Below are 18696 nucleotides of genomic sequence, written 5' to 3'. Positions count from 1 at the left end.
TATGACTGTCCCCCGCCGCTATCTGCTCAGAACTTTTGGGCTGACTGCTATTGGTACTCAGCTTTTACCGATCGCCCAAAACAACCTATTTCCCCGAACTATTATTCAACCGCGCCGCCTGCAAGTCGGCGATACCGTAGCCTTAATCAATCCTGCTGCCTTCAACTACGCAAAAGAAGTGCAGCAATTTTTTAAAGTTCTGGATAACCTAGGCTTAAAAGTTAAACTAGGAGAGCATTTTTACGACCGCTACGGCTACTTAGCAGGCAAAGATGCCGATCGCGCCGCCGATGTCAACGCAGCCTTTGCCGACGACTCAGTGCAAGCTATTTTTACCGGTATGGGCGGCTGGGGCTGCGCTCGAATCTTGCCGCTTTTGGATTACAACCTGATCCGCAACAAGCCCAAAATTATTATGGGATTCAGCGATATTACTGCCCTATTATTGGCAATTCATGCTAAAACTAATATAGTTACTTTTCACGGCCCTTTAGGTGTATCAAGTTGGAGTCCCTTTACCGTAGATTACGTCAAAAAAGTTTTGTTTGAAGGAGCTTCTGTGACCATGCAAAACTCCAAAAGTATGCCGATAGAAACCATCCGGCGCGGCACAGCTAGGGGAAAACTAATCGGTGGCAATTTATCCGTAATCTCAACACTAATCGGTTCAGCTTATTTGCCGGATTGGGAAAACAGTATTTTGTTTGTCGAGGAAGTTAGCGAAGAGGTTTATCGCATCGATCGAATGTTGACGCAGCTCCAATTAGCAGGCATTCTTGATAAAATATCCGGTTTTGTTTTCGGACAGTGCACCAAGTGCGAGGCCGAAAAACCGCAAGAGTCCCTCACCTTGTCTCAAGTCTTGACCGATCGCATCCGCCCCTTGAATATTCCCGCCTGGTACGGTTCCATGGTAGGGCACATTCGGGATAAGTTCACTTTGCCGATCGGCAAAGAAGTCGAAATCGACGCAAATTATGGTACAATCAAATTATTATCATCCGCAGTCAATTAAATTTTGTCACACTCCCGTTGACTTAGTAGTAAGGTGTGCACTGCGCACCAGTTGACTTCGTGTCCCATTCCCGCAGCGGTTGACTCTTTCGGTACTTTTCGACACACGCTACAAGATTAGCAGGTGCGCATTGCTCACCCTACAAACTACGATATTAGCCGGTGCGCATTGCGCACCATACGGTTAGATTCTATTGACAGATTTTTAGTCCGAGCCTGATAACGAGCAAACATTCAAATACAAAATACCAAATCAGAAATCTTATGAAAAAGACCGCACAATTAATTAAACCATTAACAGTAATAATCCTAACAATTCTTTGCCTGTTGCCACTCAACGCTTGCACAGCAGCACAAGCAACCGATCTAACCAACAGCGACACAATCTATCAGCAGCGAACAATCCACAATCCCGACGGCACCGGCAAATTTTACATGGGTAGAGAAATTGCCCAAGTTATGGGATATCAAGGCGCCAGTTGGCTGGAAAGACCCTCCCGCGGCATGGAAGAAAAATCAGCTAGATTAGTCAACAATCTCGATTTAAAACCAACAGACATTGTAGCAGATATTGGAGCCGGAACCGGATATTTTAGCTTTCGCATCGCTTCCCTAGTTCCCCAAGGAAAAGTGTTAGCCGTTGACGTGCAGCCGGAAATGCTCAATTATATTGAGTTGAACAAACAAGAAAAAAATATCTCTAACGTTGAGCCAGTTTTGGGAACTATCGACAATCCGAACTTGCCGGAAAACAGCGTCGATTTAGTTGTGATGGTGGATGCCTATCACGAGTTTGCCTATCCCAGAGAAATGATGCAAGGAATTGTCAAAGCCCTCAAACCCGGAGGCCGCACCGTATCGATCGAGTATCGGGGCGAAAATCCGCTGCTCCCCATCAAAGGCTTGCACAAAATGACGCAGAAGCAGGTTAAAAAAGAAATGGCCGCCGTCGGTTTAGTATGGAAAGAGACAAAAGATATGTTACCCCAGCAGCATTTAATGGTGTTTGAAAAACAATCTCAAATTTAGTAGCAAAAAAAACAAATTTCTTACCATTTTTTTTGATTTTTGTCAAGGGACATAAGCCGTATTAATGCGAACAAGCGATCGCCCAAAAATACTAAGCCTTAAGTAAGCCTTAAGATAGGGATTGCCCTCAAAATGTCAACCTACAATAAAAAATTGACAACCCAGAGGCGCTTCCCTAAATTGTTCAAGCGAAGAAGTGTCGCTACTAAAAGGTACCAGCGTGAACATTCCAAGTTCCATCCTCACCATGCTCGCCGGCATCGGAGTGACTCTGATCAGTCTCTGGTACGGGCAGAATCATGGATTAATGCCGATCGCCGCCTCGGCTCAAGCATCGCAGATAGACGGACTATTCAACACAATGATGACACTTTCCATAGGATTATTCATCCTAGTCCACGGAGTGATAATCGTTGCTGTAATTAAATACCGCCGTCGTGAAGGAGACAATACAGACGGGCCAGCTTGGCATGATAACTTTCCCTTAGAAATTCTTTGGACAGCCCTACCAGCGGTGATTATTTTAGGTATCGGAGTCTACAGTTTTGAGATTTACAACTCAATGGGCGGCCTCGATCCGATGGGTAATCACGACCACGGTACAATGCAATCGCACTCTAAAATGCGCGGAAGTGCGATCGCAGCCACCCTGTCAGATACACCCCAAAAAGCCCCGCAAATTTCGTCGGATCAACGGATTGCTCTAGGCGTCGGGGCTTCCCCAGAAAACGAAGACAAACCAGCAGACTTAGTTGTAAACGTCATGGGTTTGCAGTACGCCTGGATTTTTAGCTATCCAGAAAGCGGCGTTAGTTCCGGCGAACTGCATATGCCAGCCAACCGCGACGTACAGCTAAATATAGCAGCTCAAGACGTGCTGCACGCATTTTGGATGCCGGAATTTCGCCTCAAACAAGACGCAATTCCCGGGCGGCCGAGCGAACTGAGATTTACAGCAAATAAAGTCGGCGAATATCGAATTGTTTGTGCAGAATTGTGCGGCGGTTATCACGGAGCCATGAAAGCTGTAGCAGTCGTTCACACGCCCGAAGAATTCGACAGTTGGGTGAAAGAACAGCAAATTGCTAGCACTCAAAACCTAGAGCAAGCAGTTGCAGTAAATCCCGATAAGTTGTCAGACGGAGAGTTTTTAGCTCCCTACGTCAGGGAAATAAAAATTAATGCCGAAACCCTAGAACAACTTCACCCAACTCATCACTAAAAATAGTCCCTACCTTCATCTAAAAGGTTCGTAGTAAGGACTTTAGTCCGTCTCCCGAGGCTTTAAAGCAGTGAACTCCTTACTACTAAAAGGTTCGCAGCATCGGAATTTAGTCCGTCTCCCGAGACTTAAAAAGACTAAAATCATTACTACAAAAAGGTTCGTAGTAAGGACTTTAGTCCGTCTCCCGAGGATTGAAAGCAGTGAATTCATTACTACAAAAAGGTTCGCAGCATCGGAATTTAGTCCGTCTCCTGAGGCTTAAAAAGACTAAAATGATTACTACAAAAAGGTTCGCAGAATCGGACTTTAGTCCGTCTCCCAAGGATTGAAAGGACTAAAGTCCTCACTACAAACTAGGATTGAAGTTTTTACGGCGAAATTAGGAAGCCTTTATATTGTTGTTATGACACAAGCACAGTTCCAAGAAACCGCCAACATAGAGGCTCGCGGAACAGCGCCGGCCGACAGACATTGGCGAGACTACTTCACTTTTAATACCGACCACAAAGTCATAGGTATTCAATACCTAGTCACAACTTTTTGCTTCTATCTCATCGGCGGAGTGATGGCCACGATAGTGCGAACCGAACTCGCCACTCCCGACTCTGATTTGGTCGCACCCGAACTCTACAACAGTTTATTTACTGTTCACGCCACGGTAATGATCTTCCTGTGGATCGTACCAGCAGGTGCCGGATTTGCTAACTTTTTGATCCCCTTAATGATTGGGGCAAAAGATATGGCATTTCCCAGGCTGAATGCCGTTGCCTTTTGGTTGATTCCAGTAGGCGGCGTGTTACTGCTGAGCAGTTTTTTGGTGGGAGCACCGCAAGCCGGCTGGACTTCCTATCCGCCTTTGAGCTTAGTTACTGCTCAAGCCGGGGAAGAAATCTGGATTCTCAGCGTCTTGATCCTGGGAACTTCTTCGATTTTGGGAGCGGTAAATTTTGCCGTTACCATTTTCACCATGCGGGTTCCGAGCATGAGTCTCAATGAAATGCCCTTGTTTTGTTGGGCGATGATTGCGACTTCAGCGCTGACTTTAATTGCTACTCCAGTGTTGGCCGCAGCTTTGATTTTGCTGTCCTTTGACTTGTTAGCAGGAACGGCATTTTTTAACCCGACAGGTAACGGCGATCCCATCGTCTACCAGCATTTATTCTGGTTTTATTCGCACCCGGCAGTTTACATTATGATCATGCCCTTTTTTGGCGTGATTTCAGAAGTTTTGCCAGTGCATTCGCGCAAGCCAATTTTTGGTTATTTGGCGATCGCCTATTCCAGTCTCGCCATCAGCTTTTTAGGCTTGATTGTATGGGCACACCATATGTTTACCAGCGGCACACCAGGCTGGCTGCGGATGTTTTTCATGATCACAACTATGATCATCGCCGTGCCCACTGGGATCAAAATATTTAGCTGGTTGGCAACTATTTGGGGTGGCAAACTCCGACTCGTCAGTGCGATGCTATTTGGGATGGGCTTTATCTCAACATTCCTCCTCGGTGGCATCACCGGGATCATGGTAGCTTCCGTACCCTTCGACATTCACGTTCACGATACTTATTTTATCGTCGCTCACTTACACTACGTGCTGTTTGGCGGCTCAGTGTTTGGAATTTACGCTGCCTTTTACCACTGGTTCCCCAAAATGACGGGGCGGATGATTAACGAATTTTGGGGTAGAGTTCACTTTGTTTTAACCTATGTGGGCTTTACTGTAACTTTCTTGCCGATGCACGCTTTGGGGATGCAAGGAATGCCCCGGCGGGTGGCAATGTACGACCCGAAATTTACCACAATTAATGTCATTTGTACTGTGGGCGCTTATATGCTGGCAGTCTCGACAATCCCGTTTATCATTAACGTGATTTGGAGTTGGAGATACGGCCCGAAAGCAGGTGACAATCCTTGGCAAGCTTTAAGTTTGGAATGGATGACAACTTCGCCACCGCCGATCGAAAATTTTGAAGGAATACCAGTATTGGCAACCGGGCCTTACGATTACGGTATGGAAAAAATTCAAAATACTGGCGAACGTCTCAAGTTGAAATTGAGGGAAAATGCGACCCGCAACGCCGAGAAACGCGGTATTCCGATTGCGGAGGCTCAAGCTTCCACTTTCTTTGGCGGTACTGCAACTTTGGTCGAGCCTGAATCAGAGGTAAACGTTGATTCTCCTGGTGATGAAAGTCACGATGGCGATTAGTCATTAGTCATTAGTCATTAGTCATTAGTCATTAGTCATTAGTTATTGCTCGTTGCAATATCAAAATTTTGGACTAATGACTTTTGACAGCACAGCAGCGATGTACTGATAATTTTTTTCTGTCTCTTCCCTCTTCCTTCAACATCAATTACCAACTAGCAATTTTTTATTATGCAACAAATTCCAGCGATCGATCCAGAAAAAACGGCTCTAAATTACCACCACAGTGCCGAAATAGAAGCCCACGGCGAAGAACATCCCGACCATAGAATGCTAGGCGTACTTGTATTCTTGGGATCTGAAGGCATGATATTTATGGGTATGTTTGCCGCGTATTTGATTTATCGGGCGATGGCCCCGATGTGGCCGCCTGAAGGTACACCCGATCGCGAGTTATTGCTGCCGGGAATTAATACGGTAATTCTGATTGCTAGCAGTTTTGTGATTCACAATGCCGATACTGCCATCAAAAAGAATGATGCGAAGGGTATGCGAAATTGGTTGCTCGTGACTATCGCTATGGGCGTCGTTTTCTTGTACGGTCAAGTTTACGAGTACACTCATTTAGAGTTTGGCTTGACGACTAATTTGTATGCCAGTTGCTTTTACGTTTTGACTGCTTTTCACGGTTTGCACGTGACGTTTGGAGTGGTGCTGATGGCAGGGGTCGTTTGGCGATCGCGCTTACAAGATCACTATTCTAGCGAGCACCACTTCGGCATCGAAGCAACTGAGATTTATTGGCACTTTGTCGATGTGATCTGGATTGTTTTGTTTGTGCTGCTGTACATAATTTGAGCGTAGGCTTTTCTACTTAGTGGGCAGGCAAGATGCCTGTCCCACCTGAAATTAAGACCCCCGGTTGGGGGTTTTTTATTGTTTGGGAAGTGCGACAGTTTGATCGTTTGGACTTCAGTCCTCTGATTTATGCGGACTAAAGTCCAAACGATCAAACCAGGCGGCCGATCGCCATAAATGACGCTAAATTAAAAGAAGCAATTCTCCCATCCACCAGCATTGAGGAAATTATGCAGTGCGAATTGTGCGATCGACAAATGGAAGCATTAACCGCCCACCACCTCATCCCCAAACAAAACACCAAGCGCAAAAACGAAAATCCCAGCCAGACGATCGACATTTGTTCAGCTTGTCACCGCCAGATTCACTCTCTATTCGACAACAAACACCTCGCCCAAGAGCTCAACACCCTAGAAAAGCTCAAAAATGACCCCCAACTCCAGAAATTTGTGTCGTGGGTGAAGAAGCAAAAAACCGACAAACGCATTCAAGTACACGGCAAAAAAGCTTAAACACCGGCGGGCGGGTTCGGGGGTACTGCCCCTACAGAATGGCGGTGAAACTTACGATAAAGCATCGCCTCTATCGGCTTTCCACCCCGCAAATGTCTATCGGTAATTGCCGCAACTTCTTCAGCAGAAACACCGCTATACCAAACCTCTTCTGGTAGCACCAACACCATCGGCCCGTTACCGCACTGTCCCAAACAACTGCTAGCCACAACTTCAACTTCTGCACCGGACAATTTCTGAAAAGCAGCCAGTACCTTTGCCGAACCTTGCTTGCGACAAGTGCGGTTTTGACAGACCAGAACTCGCTTAGAAATTTCTGAATTTTCCACTTTTTTTACTTGCAAATTTACTAAATATATGCTATATTTTTATCATCGGAATAGGTGCGAGCATATAACATCTATTTTAAGCATAATTTTTTAATGATGTAAGGTTTGTAGTGCGGACTAAAGTCCGCAAAATTCTGCGGACTTTAGTCCGCACTACAAACTAATCGAACAGCCAGGAACCGGTTTTTTTGCACAATCTTTCGCACTTACCAACAAACTCCGACAAAAACCCGGTTTCTTTGCCACTCAACGATTCGCATCGAGGCAGAAACCGGGTTTTTTCCAAAATACTTCGGTTGCACCAACAAACTCTGCAAAAAACCCGGTTTCTTTGGTATTGATGTCGCGCCAGAAACCGGGTTTTTTTCCAAAATACTCCGGTTGCACCAACAAACCCTGCAAAAAACCCGGTTTCTTTGCCACTCAACGATATCAATCTGGAAATAGATTTTTTGCCGCCAACCACGCGCGATCGAACAACCTCGACTGATACCGCGCCCCCCCATCGCACAAAACAGTCACAATCCTATGTCCCGGCCCCATTTGCTTCGCCAAAGCCACAGCAGCCCCCACATTAATTCCCACCGAACCCCCCATAAATAACCCATCTTTTCTCAACAGTTGGTAAACCACCCGCACGGCTTCAGCATCGTCAATTTGCAAGGCATCATCTACCGGGGCATTTTCCATATTTCCAGTGATGCGACTCGTACCGATTCCCTCAGTAATCGAACTGCCTTGTGTCTTTATTTCCCCAGTTTTGAAATAACTGTAAAGCCCGCTGCCCATCGGATCTGCCAGCACCGTTTTAATCGCAGGATTCTGTTCTTTTAAAAACATGGCCACTCCCGCAAAAGTTCCACCCGTACCAGTTGCAGCCACCCAAGCATCAATTTTTCCATCGGTTTGCTGCCAGATTTCCGGGCCCGTTGTCTCGTAATGCGCGCGGCGGTTGGCTAAATTGTCAAACTGATTTGCCCAAACGGCATTTTTCATTTCGGCAGCCAATCTTCCCGACAGTTTGACATAATTATTCGGGTCTTTGTAGGGGACGGCGGGAACTGTCCGAACTTCCGCGCCCAAGGTTCTCAAAGCATCGATTTTTTCTTGAGATTGAGTGTCGGGAATTACTATCAAACATTTGTAACCTTTAGCGTTGCAAATGTGGGCTAAACCGATGCCCGTATTGCCCGCAGTGCCTTCAACAACGGTGCCCCCTGGCTTCAGCAAGCCTTTTTCTTCTGCGTCTTTGATGATGTAAAGGGCGGCCCTATCTTTGACGGAACCGCCGGGATTGAGAAACTCTGCTTTGCCGAGAATTTCGCAGCCTGTTTCATCGCTGAAGCTGTTTAATCGAATTAGTGGCGTGTTGCCGATTGTGCCTACAAAGCCGTTTTTGATATCCATATTTTTTGAGTATTTGTATGTTATATAATTATGACAATAATTTGATATTGATTGCGAGCAGCTTACCAAATTTTGCTCATGTTTAGCACAAATCCGGGCAAAACTGGGTCGCCGCTGACTGTCGCCGGATTCTCCAAACATTCTTCTGGTAAATCGGGACGGTAGATGTAAACTCTCCGATTTTTGCGGTCTATTAACCAACCCAGCCGCACTCCTGGTTCTTTCATATATTCTTGCATTTTTTCTTGCAAGGGCTTGAGATTGTCAGAAGCAGACCTTAGTTCTACTACAAAATCTGGGCAAATTGGGGCAAATTTATCTTGCTGTTCTTGTGATAAAGCGTTCCATCGTTCCAGTTTAATCCATGAGGCATCTGGAGACTTGTCACCCATTGAAAGCTTAAATCCCGTACTGGAGTCGAAACAAATACCGGTTCCATCTTGTCGAGACCAAATATACAACTCTCCAAAGACGCTACCGCTGCGATTTCCTGTTGTTCCGCCAGTAGGGGGCATAATTAGCAGTTCTCCCGATTTGTTGCGTTCAATGCGTAAATCCCGATTGATTTGACAGAACTCGAAAAACTCGTCGTCTGTCATTTGCAATTTTGGCGGTATTCGCAATACGATGGTTGATGACAGCATTTTGCCTTTCCTCCACTCTAAATTGTTCAGACAAGATTGCACAATTTCTTTGTTTGTAGTGAGGACTTGAGTCCTCAGAAATCAGGATTAACGACTCAAGTCCTGACTCCAAACTTGTTTGACGCGCGAATTATAGAGGTAAGGTGCGCAGTGCGCACCCTACATAATGGCGGTTCTGCGTCCAGGAATGTTAAATCTATTTATTCGGCTGAGGAGTCATCCGCAAATAAGGCTTAACTGGTGTGTAGCCTTTAGGAAATTTCTCGGCCAACTCTGCGGGGTCGGTAATCGAAGGTACGATGACGCAATCGTCGCCGTCTTTCCAATCAACTGGAGTCGCAACGCTGTATTTGTCCGTAAGTTGCAGCGAATCAATTACCCGCAAAATTTCATTAAAATTCCGACCGGTGCTCGCAGGATAAGTAATGCTCAAACGCAGTTTCTTGTCCGGATCAATTACAAAAACCGTGCGGATTGTTAAGTTGTTCAGCGAGTTGGGGTGAATCATGTCGTAAATGTCGGAGACTTTACGATCGCCATCTGCTAAAATCGGATAATTGAGCGTGACATTTTGAGTTTCCTCAATATCTTTAATCCAGCCCATGTGAGAATCCACATCATCGACGCTGAGGGCTATGGTTTTGACGCCCCGCTTGTCAAATTCAGACTTGAGACGGGCCACTGCACCGAGTTCGGTGGTGCACACTGGAGTATAGTCTTTTGGGTGGGAAAACAATACGACCCAGCTATCGCCTGCCCAGTCGTAGAAGTTGATTTCTCCTTCGGACGAGGCTTGGGTAAAGTTGGGAACTGTATCGCCTAATCGCAGTGACATAACTGGTTTCCTCTAATTTTATTTAACGACGGTTCTCTATCATCCCATAATTGCCGGGTTTCTCGATCGCGCTGTAAATGATTCTAAACTTTTTGGTCGATCGCCCGCCAATTCCATTACTGTAATGTATGTGCGAGTTTTACCCTAAATTTTGTTGCTATGCTTTACTTTTTGCTGAAGACAATACAGCCTGTTTTGGTGCCCGTGTGTTTTGTCTGCGCCTGGGGTTTAGTTTTGTTGGTGTGTTCGAGTATCGGGCGTACTGTCGGCGATTCAGTGCACAGAGCTCAGCGGATGCACCAAATTCCTTGTGCTAACTGCGTGTTTTTCACGGGCGACTACCACCTGAAGTGTCCCGTTCGGCCTACAATAGCTTTATCTGAAGATGCGATCGACTGTCCTGATTATCGATCGCACTCGGGAACTTACGGTTAAAAAATCCGGCCGATCCTTGACATATTTCTTAACATTTCTGGCTCTTTGAATTAAACTTAAGTTGTGGTAAAGAGATTTTCAGGAGTGTATAAAGAATGCTAGTTCAAAAGCTAAACGGCTGCGACGAGTTTATCGCGGGTGACGGTAGTCTACTGCGAGAATTGCTGCATCCAGACAAACAAGCTGTCGATTTGCGTTACAGTTTAGCCCATGCCGCTTTGCCACCGGGACAAACTTCGGCGCTGCACTGCCTGACAACTTCTGAAGTTTACTACATTATCAGCGGCGTTGGGGAAATGCACATCGACAGCGAAACTCAATTCGTGGAAGTCGGAGATGCAGTTTACATTCCGCCAAACGCCAAGCAGTTTATTTACAACTGCGGCACAGAACCGCTAATATTTATTTGTATCGTCGATCCGGCGTGGCGAAAGGAAGACGAGACAATTTTTCAGTAATTTTGCTGTTTCTAGTTACCAGGCTGTGCCTGGTAATGCCTGTCTAGAGGCTCTGCCTCCACCTCCCAAAACACCCTCAACCGCCCTAAATTACTGTTAACAACAACAGCACCCAGCCCTAGGTACCGAGTGATTTCCTCTTTTTTAAACTTCGATGCGGAGTTGCAATAAATCCTCAGATTCACTTGCATTGCTCCCCTCTTATTAGTTGGGGAAGTATCAGCTTTGTTGGTGGGTGCTGCTATTGGTTTTTGAGAGGACAGATGTGAGATTAAACAGCGTTTTACTCCTTAGATTCTATTGTGAACTTCGCTGCGGTATCTGGATATGGTATCTGTCAGAAGAAGCTTTTTGTTTGCTTCATATTATTAATCTACCACCTTCTTCTGGAAGCGCAAGTACCTGCAACTAAACTTTACAAAGGTCGCAAGAAGTCATTAGTCATTAGTCATTAGTCATTAGCGCTGTCCCCGAAGAGCGAACGTCATTAGTTATAAGTCATCAGTCATCAGGAAGACGGAAGAGGGAAGACAATCCTCTATGGGTAGAGATATTGACGATGAATTATGAAGTTAAATAAAGCATCGAGCTTTCTGGATGCTCAGCTAAAATAGTAGAGTTTGGCTATGGCTGCTGCTGCGAGAAACAGGCATAATATCTGTATGAAAACAACCAAACTCATCAAACTGTGCGCCTTATCGCTGAGCATTTTTCTGCTGTGTAGCAGTGTCGTGACAGCGGAACCGATGGCGAAGTCTCAACCGCAGCAGACTTACACCAACCAAGAGATTCTGCAACAGTTGGTGAAGGCGAAAGTCGTGTATCTGGGTGAAACCCACGATAGCGTTGCCGACCACCAAGCTCAACTAAAGATTGTTCGAGAAATGCAGCGGCAAAATCGTAAAATTGCGATCGCGATGGAGATGTTTCAGCGTCCGTTTCAAAGTGCGATCGACAACTACTTAGGTGGTAAACTGACAGAAGAGCAATTAGTCGAGCAAACAGAGTACGATCGCAGGTGGCGCTTTCCCTGGGAATATTACGCCCCATTTTTGCGGTTTGCCAAAGAAAACAAATTGCCAGTCCTCGCCTTAAATACACCGTCCGAAGTCACGAGAAAAGTTGCCTCTCAAGGCTTAGAAAGCCTCACAGCAGAGGACAAAAAATATATTCCGCCAATTTCGGAAATTCGTACCGACAACGCCGAATACCGGCAAATGCTGCTCGAAGTTTTCCAACAGCACCAAAAGGCAGCCCAGGGAAATAGTACCGCCTTTGAAAGATTTTTGCAAGCCCAAGTTTTGTGGGATGAAACTATGGCGGAAAGCATAGCCCAATTTGTCAAAGCCAACCCCGACTATCAAGTTGTAGTGTTGGCGGGGAAAGGGCATATTATTTACGGTTACGGCATTCCCAGCCGCGTCGAGAGGCGTTTGGGAGTCGGAAATGTAAAAATGCGATCGGTTTTATTCAATTCGCGCACAGATAGTCCTTTGTCAGCAGACAAACCCATGGCTGACTTTGTTTGGCAGCACTCGGAATAGTACAATTTTACTCGCAAGCAATTATCAGGAAAAGTCCATGACAAACAGACCAAAAATACTGGCATTTGCCGGAAGTACCAGGGAAGCATCCTACAACAAACTGCTGGTAAAAGTTGCGGCGGTTGGGGCTATGGCGGCGGGTGCAGAAGTTACTTATGTAGATTTGCGGGATTTGCCGATGCCGCTATTTGATGAAGATTTGGAAGCCAGAGAGGGAATGCCAGAAAATGCCCGGAAGTTGAAGGAATTGATGGTAGCTCATGACGGGTTTTTGATAGCTTCTCCCGAGTATAACAGTTCGGTTACGCCTGTGTTGAAAAATGCGATCGACTGGGTATCGCGCCCAGCAGCGGGCGAACCGGGATTGGTGGCATTTACTGACAAAGTAGCGGTAATTATGAGCGCTTCCCCCGGCGGATTGGGCGGTTTGCGGGGATTGGTGCATTTGCGATCGATCTTGGGTAATATTAACGTGTTCGTGCTCCCGGATCAGAAAGCAATTCCCAAAGCTTTTGAAGCATTTAATGCTGACGGTACGATGAAAGATCCCAAACAGCAGGAGTCTGTGGAGAATCTCGGCGCTAAGTTGTCTAATGTGCTGTCGAAATTAATCGCGTGAGGCGATAGATTTATTTTGGAGTTGGGACACAGCAATGTTGTGTCCTCATTCTAGCTATACATATACGTAAGTCATGTTGAAAGTGAAATTGTACAGACAAGCATCCTAGGGCGTGTTTTCCAACTACTCAACTCTACGCAATTCCTACTCTGGATGCTGCCATCCTTGATAAGCTGCCACCAAAATATTCACGTAGGGATTATCCATCAATTCCTTGAGCGCTTCGATGCCTCCCGATTTTAACGCGCCGACGACTCGTTCTTTAAGTTGCGGATCTTTATCAATTTCCTTCACCGCTACGTCGATAATTTCTTGTGTCTTTAGTGGGATGTCGGGGGGATAGGAGCGATCGATAATTTGCAGCAATTGTTGGATTTCGACGGCTGATTCGGCGAGGGTTTTGGGTTGGGTTTCGTGCAACTCGCCAGCTACTTTCGCGCCGCTTTGGATTTCTCCCCCGCTCATGTGTCCGACTCCTATTTTGCCACTTTGATTGTAGGTATCTCCTTGGCAGTTATTGTCTGTGTTGTTGTTCATAGTTTGACTGATATTTTTAATGTGAATGGTATTGGGATGGGATAATTTTTGAAGAAGAAGCTCTTTTAAATCTTGCGCGTGGCTCTGTTGGCCTTCCAAAATTCCGGCTAGCTTTTGTTCTTTTAATTTGGCTTCATGCGCCTCCACAAACCAGCGTTCGACTTGGCTTTTGTCGGCATTTTCCGGCACTTCTAGCGTAACTAATAAGTCCTCGCCTTTGCGTTCGGTCGCCTGCAATGTTGCTTCGGGATACTCCGCCATCAGTTGTTGCCATGCTTTCTGAAACGCTTCGGGCTCGAGGCCATGCCGCAATAGAATCTGCACCACATTCATCATCTCTGTGTAGAGCTTTTCAAAATCACCCGGCTGGAAAACCCGATCGGGGTCGTGGGGAAGACGTTCGCGGCTGCCTTTATCATTTTCTGTTTCTAGGAAAAAGACGTACTGACAATCGACACCCGCTAGTTGTGGGTTGCTGTCGATATTCCAGGCTTCCAGGCACGCACCTGTCAGGTAGGCGGCGGTAAAATCCGTACCGATGGCGAGGGTTTCAGTGAGGTTGGCATTTTTTAGGTTGGCTCCGTGTAATGTTGCTTGGCTTAAGTCGGCGCGTTTGAGGTTCGCGCCTTCTAGGTTGGCTCCCGTTAAGTTTGCACCGTTGAGGTTTGCTCCTTCGTAGGATTTCTGGTAGCCATTACTGGTGACGAGGAGTTCGCGCACCGCAGATTGTGCCAGGAGGGTGTTGCCGTGACGAGCGCGATCGAGTTTTTTAGTATGTTTCCAGCAAGTGCGGGTGAGAGTGGCATCGCGGAAGTTACAGTTTTTGAGTGTAGCAGCGGTGAAGTTAGCATCAGTGAGGGTAGCGGAGTAGAAGCAAGTGCCGCCGAGGGAACCAAAGGCGATGGCAAACAGGCCCACAATGGCAAATTTTTCGTCCCCTTTCATGGCTCGCGATGCCACGTAGAGGCTGAGAAGGATCACGGCTGCGGCGATGACGATGACGAGGGCTCCGCCTCCATCGACGAAGACGACGACGGCGATGACAACGACGACGGCTCCGCCTCCGACGACGGCGACGGCGACGGTGACGGCGATGGCGACGGCGACGACGACGGCTGCGGCGATGGCGACGGTGATGGATGCGACGATGGCTCCGACGAAGACTCCGATGACGACTCCGGTGAAGACTTCGGCGACGGCTCCGACGAAGACTCCGGTGACGGCTCCGGCGACGAGGGTTATGACTCCAGCGACGAAGACGGCGACGGCGATGACGAATGCGACAGCAACGGCGACGGAGATAGAAATAACTGCCTGAATGGTAAATCCCTGACGGACAATCGCAACAAATATAGTAATTAGGAATATCGCTAGAACAATTTCTACTACCAGTTTTTGTGGCAGGCTCTGAACAGACTCGATCGTAGCCGCTGCCAACAACCCTGGAAAGAACGCCAGTATTCCTGACAAACCCAACATCAGCAATGCTAGCAGCCACTGTAGCGCCACCCAGCGCCGTTGTAGTCCCGCCGTAGCTCCCGCGAAGTTCGTCCCCGTCAGAGTGGCGTGGCTGAAGTTCGCTCCTCGGATATCGGCCTGGCTGAAGTCCGCTCCCGACAAATCTTGCTGGACAAACGACTGTCCCCGCAGGCTCACGCGCTTAAAATCTCGCCTGCCTTCTTTGTATTTTTGTAAAACTTGACTCGATTTCATCGGTGTGCTGTTGTAATTTCCCATGCCCTCTCGATATTGCGACGCCCCCGATGTATTCCATTTTTCTATATCCGATTTTACCTCCGATCCGAAAAATAGAGTTTTTTAAGGGTTTTTGATGTTTTCTATCTTTGCGTATCTCTAACTGTATTTCCGCTCCTCACAAATCGAACAACTCATCTGGTTCATTTCCGATATATTGTGCTGTCGAAATTAATCGCACGAGGCGATAAATTCATTTTGCAGTAGGGACACCACATTGTTGTGTCCCAATTATGGTATTTATTATGTGGCTGGCTGCATCAAGTGCGATCCATAGAATAAAAGCCTTGAAAGGGCATTGTTTAAATGCCCAATATCCGACTAATTTCATTAACAAAAAAGTCTCGCTTGTCAATGAAAATTGTGCGGTCACTCAATTTAAGAAACTTCCAATCAGTACCCGCAGTCACAGCCCCATAAATGCTTTCAATTTGCTCTCCGCTGCGCTGATTAAATAATTGGGCAGCTACCATTTCTGCAATACACTGGCCCAAACCGGATTTAATACTTTCATTCTTAGCCTCTGTGAGAGTAATTACGGGGGCGCGAATTTCATAGGAATCCTTTGATGCAGTGAGAATATAATCGCAATACCCGTTCAAACCTGCTTCTACATCTACATTGAATTCTGAACCAGAGAAAAAACCAACTTGAAAATTAAATTGCCGCCTGACTTCCAATAATATTGGAGCAATAATTAACTCAGCGCGAGCCTTTTCGGTATTAATTGCCGTAGCTAAAGACAGGTTTTCAGTTAAAGTAGTTTGCAAATAGGAACTTGGCTGTACCTCCGGGATATCACCAAACAAATCTAAAGGTTCTTCTACGGTTAAATTAAAAGATTCTATAACTTTCGCTAAAGTTGTAAAATCGCTGTATGCCACAGGTTAACCTCCTTGCTCGATTTTGGCGATCGCATTCTCAAATTGCTACAATCATAATTGATTGCCTGTTATCCTCACCCCCAAATTAACATGACATTCACCGGAGATCCAAATTCAGCACCTGTTTTACCGACAGCCGCAGAAGCAGCGGTTGCCAAAACCAGCAGCCGCGCTTTAGCATCGCACTTAGAAAATCATCCGTCTGACGAATCCCTCAAATTGATCTTAAACGAAAAAGAGGGAAAGACAATTGAGATACCTGCCGCAGCGTTGCCGCTGCTGTTAGCGATTTTGCAACAGACAAGTAGCGGCAATACTGTCAAGCTGACTCCCATTACTAAAGAACTCGATATCTGGCAGGTTGAGGGTTTGCTGAATGTGTCCCGCGAGTATGTGTGGCAGTTACTAGATGATGGCAAAATTCCTTACAAAATGGTACAAAGCTGCCGTCGGATACGTTACGAAGATGTCATGAAATATAAAAAGCAGAGTTACGAAAAAAGTATGAAAGGGATGGATGAGCTTGTAGCTGAATCAGAAGCACTAGGTTTGTACGATTGATGGCTATTTTCACTGCTGTGTATGATGCTAACATTTTATATTCTGCACCGCTGCGGGACTTCTTCGTCCAGTTAGCAGCTAGCAAAATAGTTGATGCCCGTTGGACAGAAGAAATTCACAGCGAGTGGACGAGAAATGTAATTCTCAACCGTTCGGATATCGCGCCAGAACAGCTTGCAAGAACCAAAAACTTGATGAATGAAAATGTTGAAAATTGCTTGGTGCAAGGGTATGAGCCAATTATACCAGAGTTGGAACTTCCCGATCCGGGCGATCGCCATGTTCTAGCAGCAGCAATTCATTCTCGCGCGGATTTTATCGTTACTTTCAATCTCAGAGATTTTCCTGCTGATAATCTTGCACAATATAACATTCAGCCGCTGCATCCAGATGAATTTATTATGCGCTTGCTCAACTTAAACTGGCAAGGTGTATGTAAAGCAGCAGAAAAACAAAGAATCAGGCTCAAGAATCCGCCAAAAACGCCGGATGAGTATTTGGCAACGCTGATAGAATTGGGACTGCCGCTGTCAGCAGCTCGGATGCGAGAATTGTGCTATGCTGATTAGCCCGATCGCCTACTGAAATTTTATTTGATAGAGATAATAGCGGGTAAAAACTATACCACTAATTGTACCAGTACCGCATCACCCGATCGACCTAAAAGAAAACCACCCGATCGCACATTGGCATACATAGACCAGAGCAAGCATAATTTAACCATCGGTCATCGGTCGGTTATACTTGTTACAAACAGTATGGCAGGCGTGGGAGACTCCTCCGTCACACCTGCCATGCAGTTTTATTTAATAATTGTACAATTTGTGCGATCGCTCCACTACGATAAAATAGGTTCGTAATAGGTTCGTAATAGGTTCGTAATAGGTTCGTAGTCAGGACTTCAGTCCTTCTTTCTTGCGGACTAAAGTCCTCACTACAAACCAATTGCGGACTAAAGTCCTCACTACTAACCTATGGGGTTCGAGGCGGCATTAATATCAGCCCATTTTCTTCTTCTTCCAAGCTTCAACAAACGGCAAAAACACCGACACCAACTCCTGCCGGTTCATCACCAAAGTCGGAAAAGAAACCCTCCCGTAATTCTTCCCCACTTCCAGCGGAAAAATCGCCTGAGATTCCAGCGGCAGCCACACCGCACCCGCAGCCTTCACAATTACCCAACTCCCGGCAATATCCCAAATTTTCGGAGTCGCTTCTACTCCTCCCATCGCCACACCCGAAGCCACCATCAAAAAATTGTAACTAGCCATCCCCAACATCCGAATTTTACTCGGAAGATGAGCCCCAATTCCCACACTCCGGGAACACAAATTAAATATATGATTTCCGCTCAATTTATCAGCACTCGGCCGAATCGGGCGATCGTTCAAAAACGCACCTTGAGGCATATTTGTCAATACGTTATCGCCTGCCAAATTATCTGCATAAAAACCGTGGAAAGTTTGATTCAGAGGTGGCAAATGCACGCAGCCAAAAACCGGAGTTCCGCGATACAATAGACCTAAGGAAATCCCCCAAATCGGAATTCCGCGAGCAAAATTAGTCGTAGCATCCAAAGGATCGACAACCCAACACCATTCGGTATCGGGGAAAACGTGCTCTCCTTCCTCGCTCAAAATTCCGTGACTGGGAAATGCAAGTGCGATCGCATTTCTAATCTCTGCATCCGCCCAATTGTCAGACTTCGTTACTAAACTGCCATCATCTTTCTCATCCGCTTGTGCAGAACCGAAATCTTTCAAAAACTGCTGTCCGATTGTCTTGACAGTAGTCTGAGAAAAACTTAAAATATCATTCCAAAAATCTTGCATTTGTATTTTGTTCGTAGTAAGGACTTTAGTCCTTTCTCCACGATATCATGCGGACTGAAGTCCTCACTA

21 protein-coding genes are annotated in these 18696 nt (G+C 46.2%); 13 read left to right on the top strand and 8 right to left on the bottom strand.

Annotation, left to right across the window (positions count from 1 at the left end):
- Nucleotide 1: 1 nt before the first annotated feature.
- The 6 genes from JGK39_RS12690 to JGK39_RS12665 all read left to right on the top strand — a co-directional run bounded on the left by JGK39_RS12690 (nucleotide 2) and on the right by JGK39_RS12665 (nucleotide 6787).
- Nucleotides 2–1015 carry an LD-carboxypeptidase gene (locus JGK39_RS12690; protein ID WP_293251679.1) on the top strand — a complete coding sequence of 338 codons (1014 nt, stop codon included), beginning with the start codon at nucleotides 2–4 and terminating at the stop codon, nucleotides 1013–1015.
- Nucleotides 1016–1278: 263 nt separating this feature from the next.
- Complete coding sequence (locus tag JGK39_RS12685) at nucleotides 1279–2043, top strand: class I SAM-dependent methyltransferase (protein ID WP_293251677.1); 765 nt, start codon at nucleotides 1279–1281, stop codon at nucleotides 2041–2043.
- Nucleotides 2044–2263: 220 nt separating this feature from the next.
- Nucleotides 2264–3265, top strand: coding sequence for a cytochrome c oxidase subunit II (locus JGK39_RS12680; protein WP_293251675.1), 1002 nt, complete (start codon nucleotides 2264–2266; stop codon nucleotides 3263–3265).
- A 406-nt stretch (nucleotides 3266–3671) separates the two neighbouring features.
- Complete coding sequence (ctaD, locus tag JGK39_RS12675) at nucleotides 3672–5477, top strand: cytochrome c oxidase subunit I (protein ID WP_293251666.1); 1806 nt, start codon at nucleotides 3672–3674, stop codon at nucleotides 5475–5477.
- 171 nt (nucleotides 5478–5648) lie between these two features.
- Nucleotides 5649–6275, top strand: a complete 627-nt coding sequence (locus tag JGK39_RS12670) for a heme-copper oxidase subunit III (protein WP_293251664.1) — start codon at nucleotides 5649–5651, stop codon at nucleotides 6273–6275.
- Between the two features lie 230 nt (nucleotides 6276–6505).
- Complete coding sequence (locus JGK39_RS12665) at nucleotides 6506–6787, top strand: HNH endonuclease (RefSeq protein WP_293251662.1); 282 nt, start codon at nucleotides 6506–6508, stop codon at nucleotides 6785–6787.
- Here JGK39_RS12665 and JGK39_RS12660 read toward each other — a convergent pair.
- The 5 genes from JGK39_RS12660 to JGK39_RS12640 form a co-directional block, all read right to left on the bottom strand.
- The gene (locus JGK39_RS12660) at nucleotides 6784–7116 is read right to left on the bottom strand and encodes a (2Fe-2S) ferredoxin domain-containing protein (protein ID WP_293251660.1); all 333 of its coding nucleotides are present in this window, start codon (nucleotides 7114–7116) and stop codon (nucleotides 6784–6786) included. The genes JGK39_RS12665 and JGK39_RS12660 overlap by 4 nt on opposite strands.
- Nucleotides 7117–7362: 246 nt before the next feature.
- Complete coding sequence (locus JGK39_RS12655) at nucleotides 7363–7539, bottom strand: hypothetical protein (RefSeq protein WP_293251658.1); 177 nt, start codon at nucleotides 7537–7539, stop codon at nucleotides 7363–7365.
- A 9-nt stretch (nucleotides 7540–7548) separates the two neighbouring features.
- Entirely contained in the window at nucleotides 7549–8523 is a 975-nt protein-coding gene (locus JGK39_RS12650; RefSeq protein WP_293251656.1) for a cysteine synthase A, read from the bottom strand.
- A gap of 62 nt (nucleotides 8524–8585) precedes the next feature.
- Nucleotides 8586–9167, bottom strand: a complete 582-nt coding sequence (locus JGK39_RS12645) for a Uma2 family endonuclease (RefSeq protein WP_293296485.1) — start codon at nucleotides 9165–9167, stop codon at nucleotides 8586–8588.
- 196 nt (nucleotides 9168–9363) lie between these two features.
- The gene (locus JGK39_RS12640; protein ID WP_293251652.1) at nucleotides 9364–10002 is read right to left on the bottom strand and encodes a peroxiredoxin; all 639 of its coding nucleotides are present in this window, start codon (nucleotides 10000–10002) and stop codon (nucleotides 9364–9366) included.
- A 159-nt stretch (nucleotides 10003–10161) separates the two neighbouring features.
- Between JGK39_RS12640 and JGK39_RS12635 the strand changes: the two genes are divergently transcribed.
- The 4 genes from JGK39_RS12635 (at nucleotide 10162) to JGK39_RS12620 (ending at nucleotide 13058) form a co-directional block, all read left to right on the top strand.
- The gene (locus JGK39_RS12635; protein ID WP_293251650.1) at nucleotides 10162–10437 is read left to right on the top strand and encodes a hypothetical protein; all 276 of its coding nucleotides are present in this window, start codon (nucleotides 10162–10164) and stop codon (nucleotides 10435–10437) included.
- A gap of 95 nt (nucleotides 10438–10532) precedes the next feature.
- On the top strand, nucleotides 10533–10895 hold the full coding sequence (locus tag JGK39_RS12630; RefSeq protein WP_293251648.1) for a cupin domain-containing protein: 363 nt from the start codon (nucleotides 10533–10535) through the stop codon (nucleotides 10893–10895).
- A 662-nt stretch (nucleotides 10896–11557) separates the two neighbouring features.
- Complete coding sequence (locus JGK39_RS12625) at nucleotides 11558–12439, top strand: ChaN family lipoprotein (protein WP_293251646.1); 882 nt, start codon at nucleotides 11558–11560, stop codon at nucleotides 12437–12439.
- A gap of 37 nt (nucleotides 12440–12476) precedes the next feature.
- Nucleotides 12477–13058 carry an NAD(P)H-dependent oxidoreductase gene (locus JGK39_RS12620; RefSeq protein WP_293251644.1) on the top strand — a complete coding sequence of 194 codons (582 nt, stop codon included), beginning with the start codon at nucleotides 12477–12479 and terminating at the stop codon, nucleotides 13056–13058.
- A 144-nt stretch (nucleotides 13059–13202) separates the two neighbouring features.
- On the opposite strand, the gene JGK39_RS12615 is transcribed toward JGK39_RS12620, so the two are convergent.
- Both JGK39_RS12615 and JGK39_RS12610 read right to left on the bottom strand, forming a co-directional pair.
- Complete coding sequence (locus tag JGK39_RS12615; RefSeq protein WP_293251642.1) at nucleotides 13203–15332, bottom strand: pentapeptide repeat-containing protein; 2130 nt, start codon at nucleotides 15330–15332, stop codon at nucleotides 13203–13205.
- Nucleotides 15333–15652: 320 nt separating this feature from the next.
- The gene (locus JGK39_RS12610) at nucleotides 15653–16234 is read right to left on the bottom strand and encodes a hypothetical protein (RefSeq protein ID WP_293251633.1); all 582 of its coding nucleotides are present in this window, start codon (nucleotides 16232–16234) and stop codon (nucleotides 15653–15655) included.
- Nucleotides 16235–16324: 90 nt separating this feature from the next.
- On the opposite strand from JGK39_RS12610, the gene JGK39_RS12605 reads away from it, so the two are divergent.
- Genes JGK39_RS12605 through JGK39_RS12595 form a run of 3 tightly spaced genes read left to right on the top strand, consistent with a single transcriptional unit; the run spans nucleotide 16325 to nucleotide 17655 of the window.
- Nucleotides 16325–16795: an excisionase family DNA-binding protein gene (locus JGK39_RS12605; protein ID WP_293251631.1), complete on the top strand. Its 471-nt coding sequence runs from the start codon at nucleotides 16325–16327 to the stop codon at nucleotides 16793–16795.
- The gene (locus tag JGK39_RS12600; protein WP_293251629.1) at nucleotides 16795–17364 is read left to right on the top strand and encodes a PIN domain-containing protein; all 570 of its coding nucleotides are present in this window, start codon (nucleotides 16795–16797) and stop codon (nucleotides 17362–17364) included. Before JGK39_RS12605 ends, JGK39_RS12600 begins: the two co-directional genes overlap by 1 nt.
- A gap of 24 nt (nucleotides 17365–17388) precedes the next feature.
- Nucleotides 17389–17655: a hypothetical protein gene (locus JGK39_RS12595; RefSeq protein WP_293251627.1), complete on the top strand. Its 267-nt coding sequence runs from the start codon at nucleotides 17389–17391 to the stop codon at nucleotides 17653–17655.
- Nucleotides 17656–17793: 138 nt separating this feature from the next.
- Here JGK39_RS12595 and JGK39_RS12590 read toward each other — a convergent pair whose 3' ends face one another.
- A complete protein-coding gene (locus tag JGK39_RS12590; RefSeq protein ID WP_293251625.1) occupies nucleotides 17794–18627 on the bottom strand; it encodes an inositol monophosphatase family protein in 834 nt (277 codons plus the stop codon).
- Nucleotides 18628–18696: the final 69 nt, after the last annotated feature.

This window comes from Microcoleus sp. PH2017_12_PCY_D_A, from assembly GCF_020738565.1.
Taxonomy (GTDB): Bacteria; Cyanobacteriota; Cyanobacteriia; order Cyanobacteriales; family Microcoleaceae; genus Microcoleus.
The sequence above is the reverse complement of the archived record's forward strand: the minus strand, read 5'-3'. Positions and strand labels throughout refer to the sequence as shown.

Coding starts and splice junctions, on each gene's coding strand:
- JGK39_RS12630 (WP_293251648.1), top strand. CDS start 10,533: ATGCTAGTTCAAAAGCTAAACGGCTGCGACGAGTTTATCGCGGGTGAC.
- JGK39_RS12635 (WP_293251650.1), top strand. CDS start 10,162: ATGCTTTACTTTTTGCTGAAGACAATACAGCCTGTTTTGGTGCCCGTG.
- JGK39_RS12615 (WP_293251642.1), bottom strand. CDS start 15,332: ATGGGAAATTACAACAGCACACCGATGAAATCGAGTCAAGTTTTACAA.
- JGK39_RS12625 (WP_293251646.1), top strand. CDS start 11,558: ATGAAAACAACCAAACTCATCAAACTGTGCGCCTTATCGCTGAGCATT.
- JGK39_RS12690 (WP_293251679.1), top strand. CDS start 2: ATGACTGTCCCCCGCCGCTATCTGCTCAGAACTTTTGGGCTGACTGCT.
- JGK39_RS12645 (WP_293296485.1), bottom strand. CDS start 9,167: ATGCTGTCATCAACCATCGTATTGCGAATACCGCCAAAATTGCAAATG.
- JGK39_RS12685 (WP_293251677.1), top strand. CDS start 1,279: ATGAAAAAGACCGCACAATTAATTAAACCATTAACAGTAATAATCCTA.
- JGK39_RS12620 (WP_293251644.1), top strand. CDS start 12,477: ATGACAAACAGACCAAAAATACTGGCATTTGCCGGAAGTACCAGGGAA.
- JGK39_RS12650 (WP_293251656.1), bottom strand. CDS start 8,523: ATGGATATCAAAAACGGCTTTGTAGGCACAATCGGCAACACGCCACTA.
- JGK39_RS12600 (WP_293251629.1), top strand. CDS start 16,795: ATGGCTATTTTCACTGCTGTGTATGATGCTAACATTTTATATTCTGCA.
- JGK39_RS12605 (WP_293251631.1), top strand. CDS start 16,325: ATGACATTCACCGGAGATCCAAATTCAGCACCTGTTTTACCGACAGCC.
- JGK39_RS12670 (WP_293251664.1), top strand. CDS start 5,649: ATGCAACAAATTCCAGCGATCGATCCAGAAAAAACGGCTCTAAATTAC.
- JGK39_RS12665 (WP_293251662.1), top strand. CDS start 6,506: ATGCAGTGCGAATTGTGCGATCGACAAATGGAAGCATTAACCGCCCAC.
- ctaD (WP_293251666.1), top strand. CDS start 3,672: ATGACACAAGCACAGTTCCAAGAAACCGCCAACATAGAGGCTCGCGGA.
- JGK39_RS12590 (WP_293251625.1), bottom strand. CDS start 18,627: ATGCAAGATTTTTGGAATGATATTTTAAGTTTTTCTCAGACTACTGTC.
- JGK39_RS12640 (WP_293251652.1), bottom strand. CDS start 10,002: ATGTCACTGCGATTAGGCGATACAGTTCCCAACTTTACCCAAGCCTCG.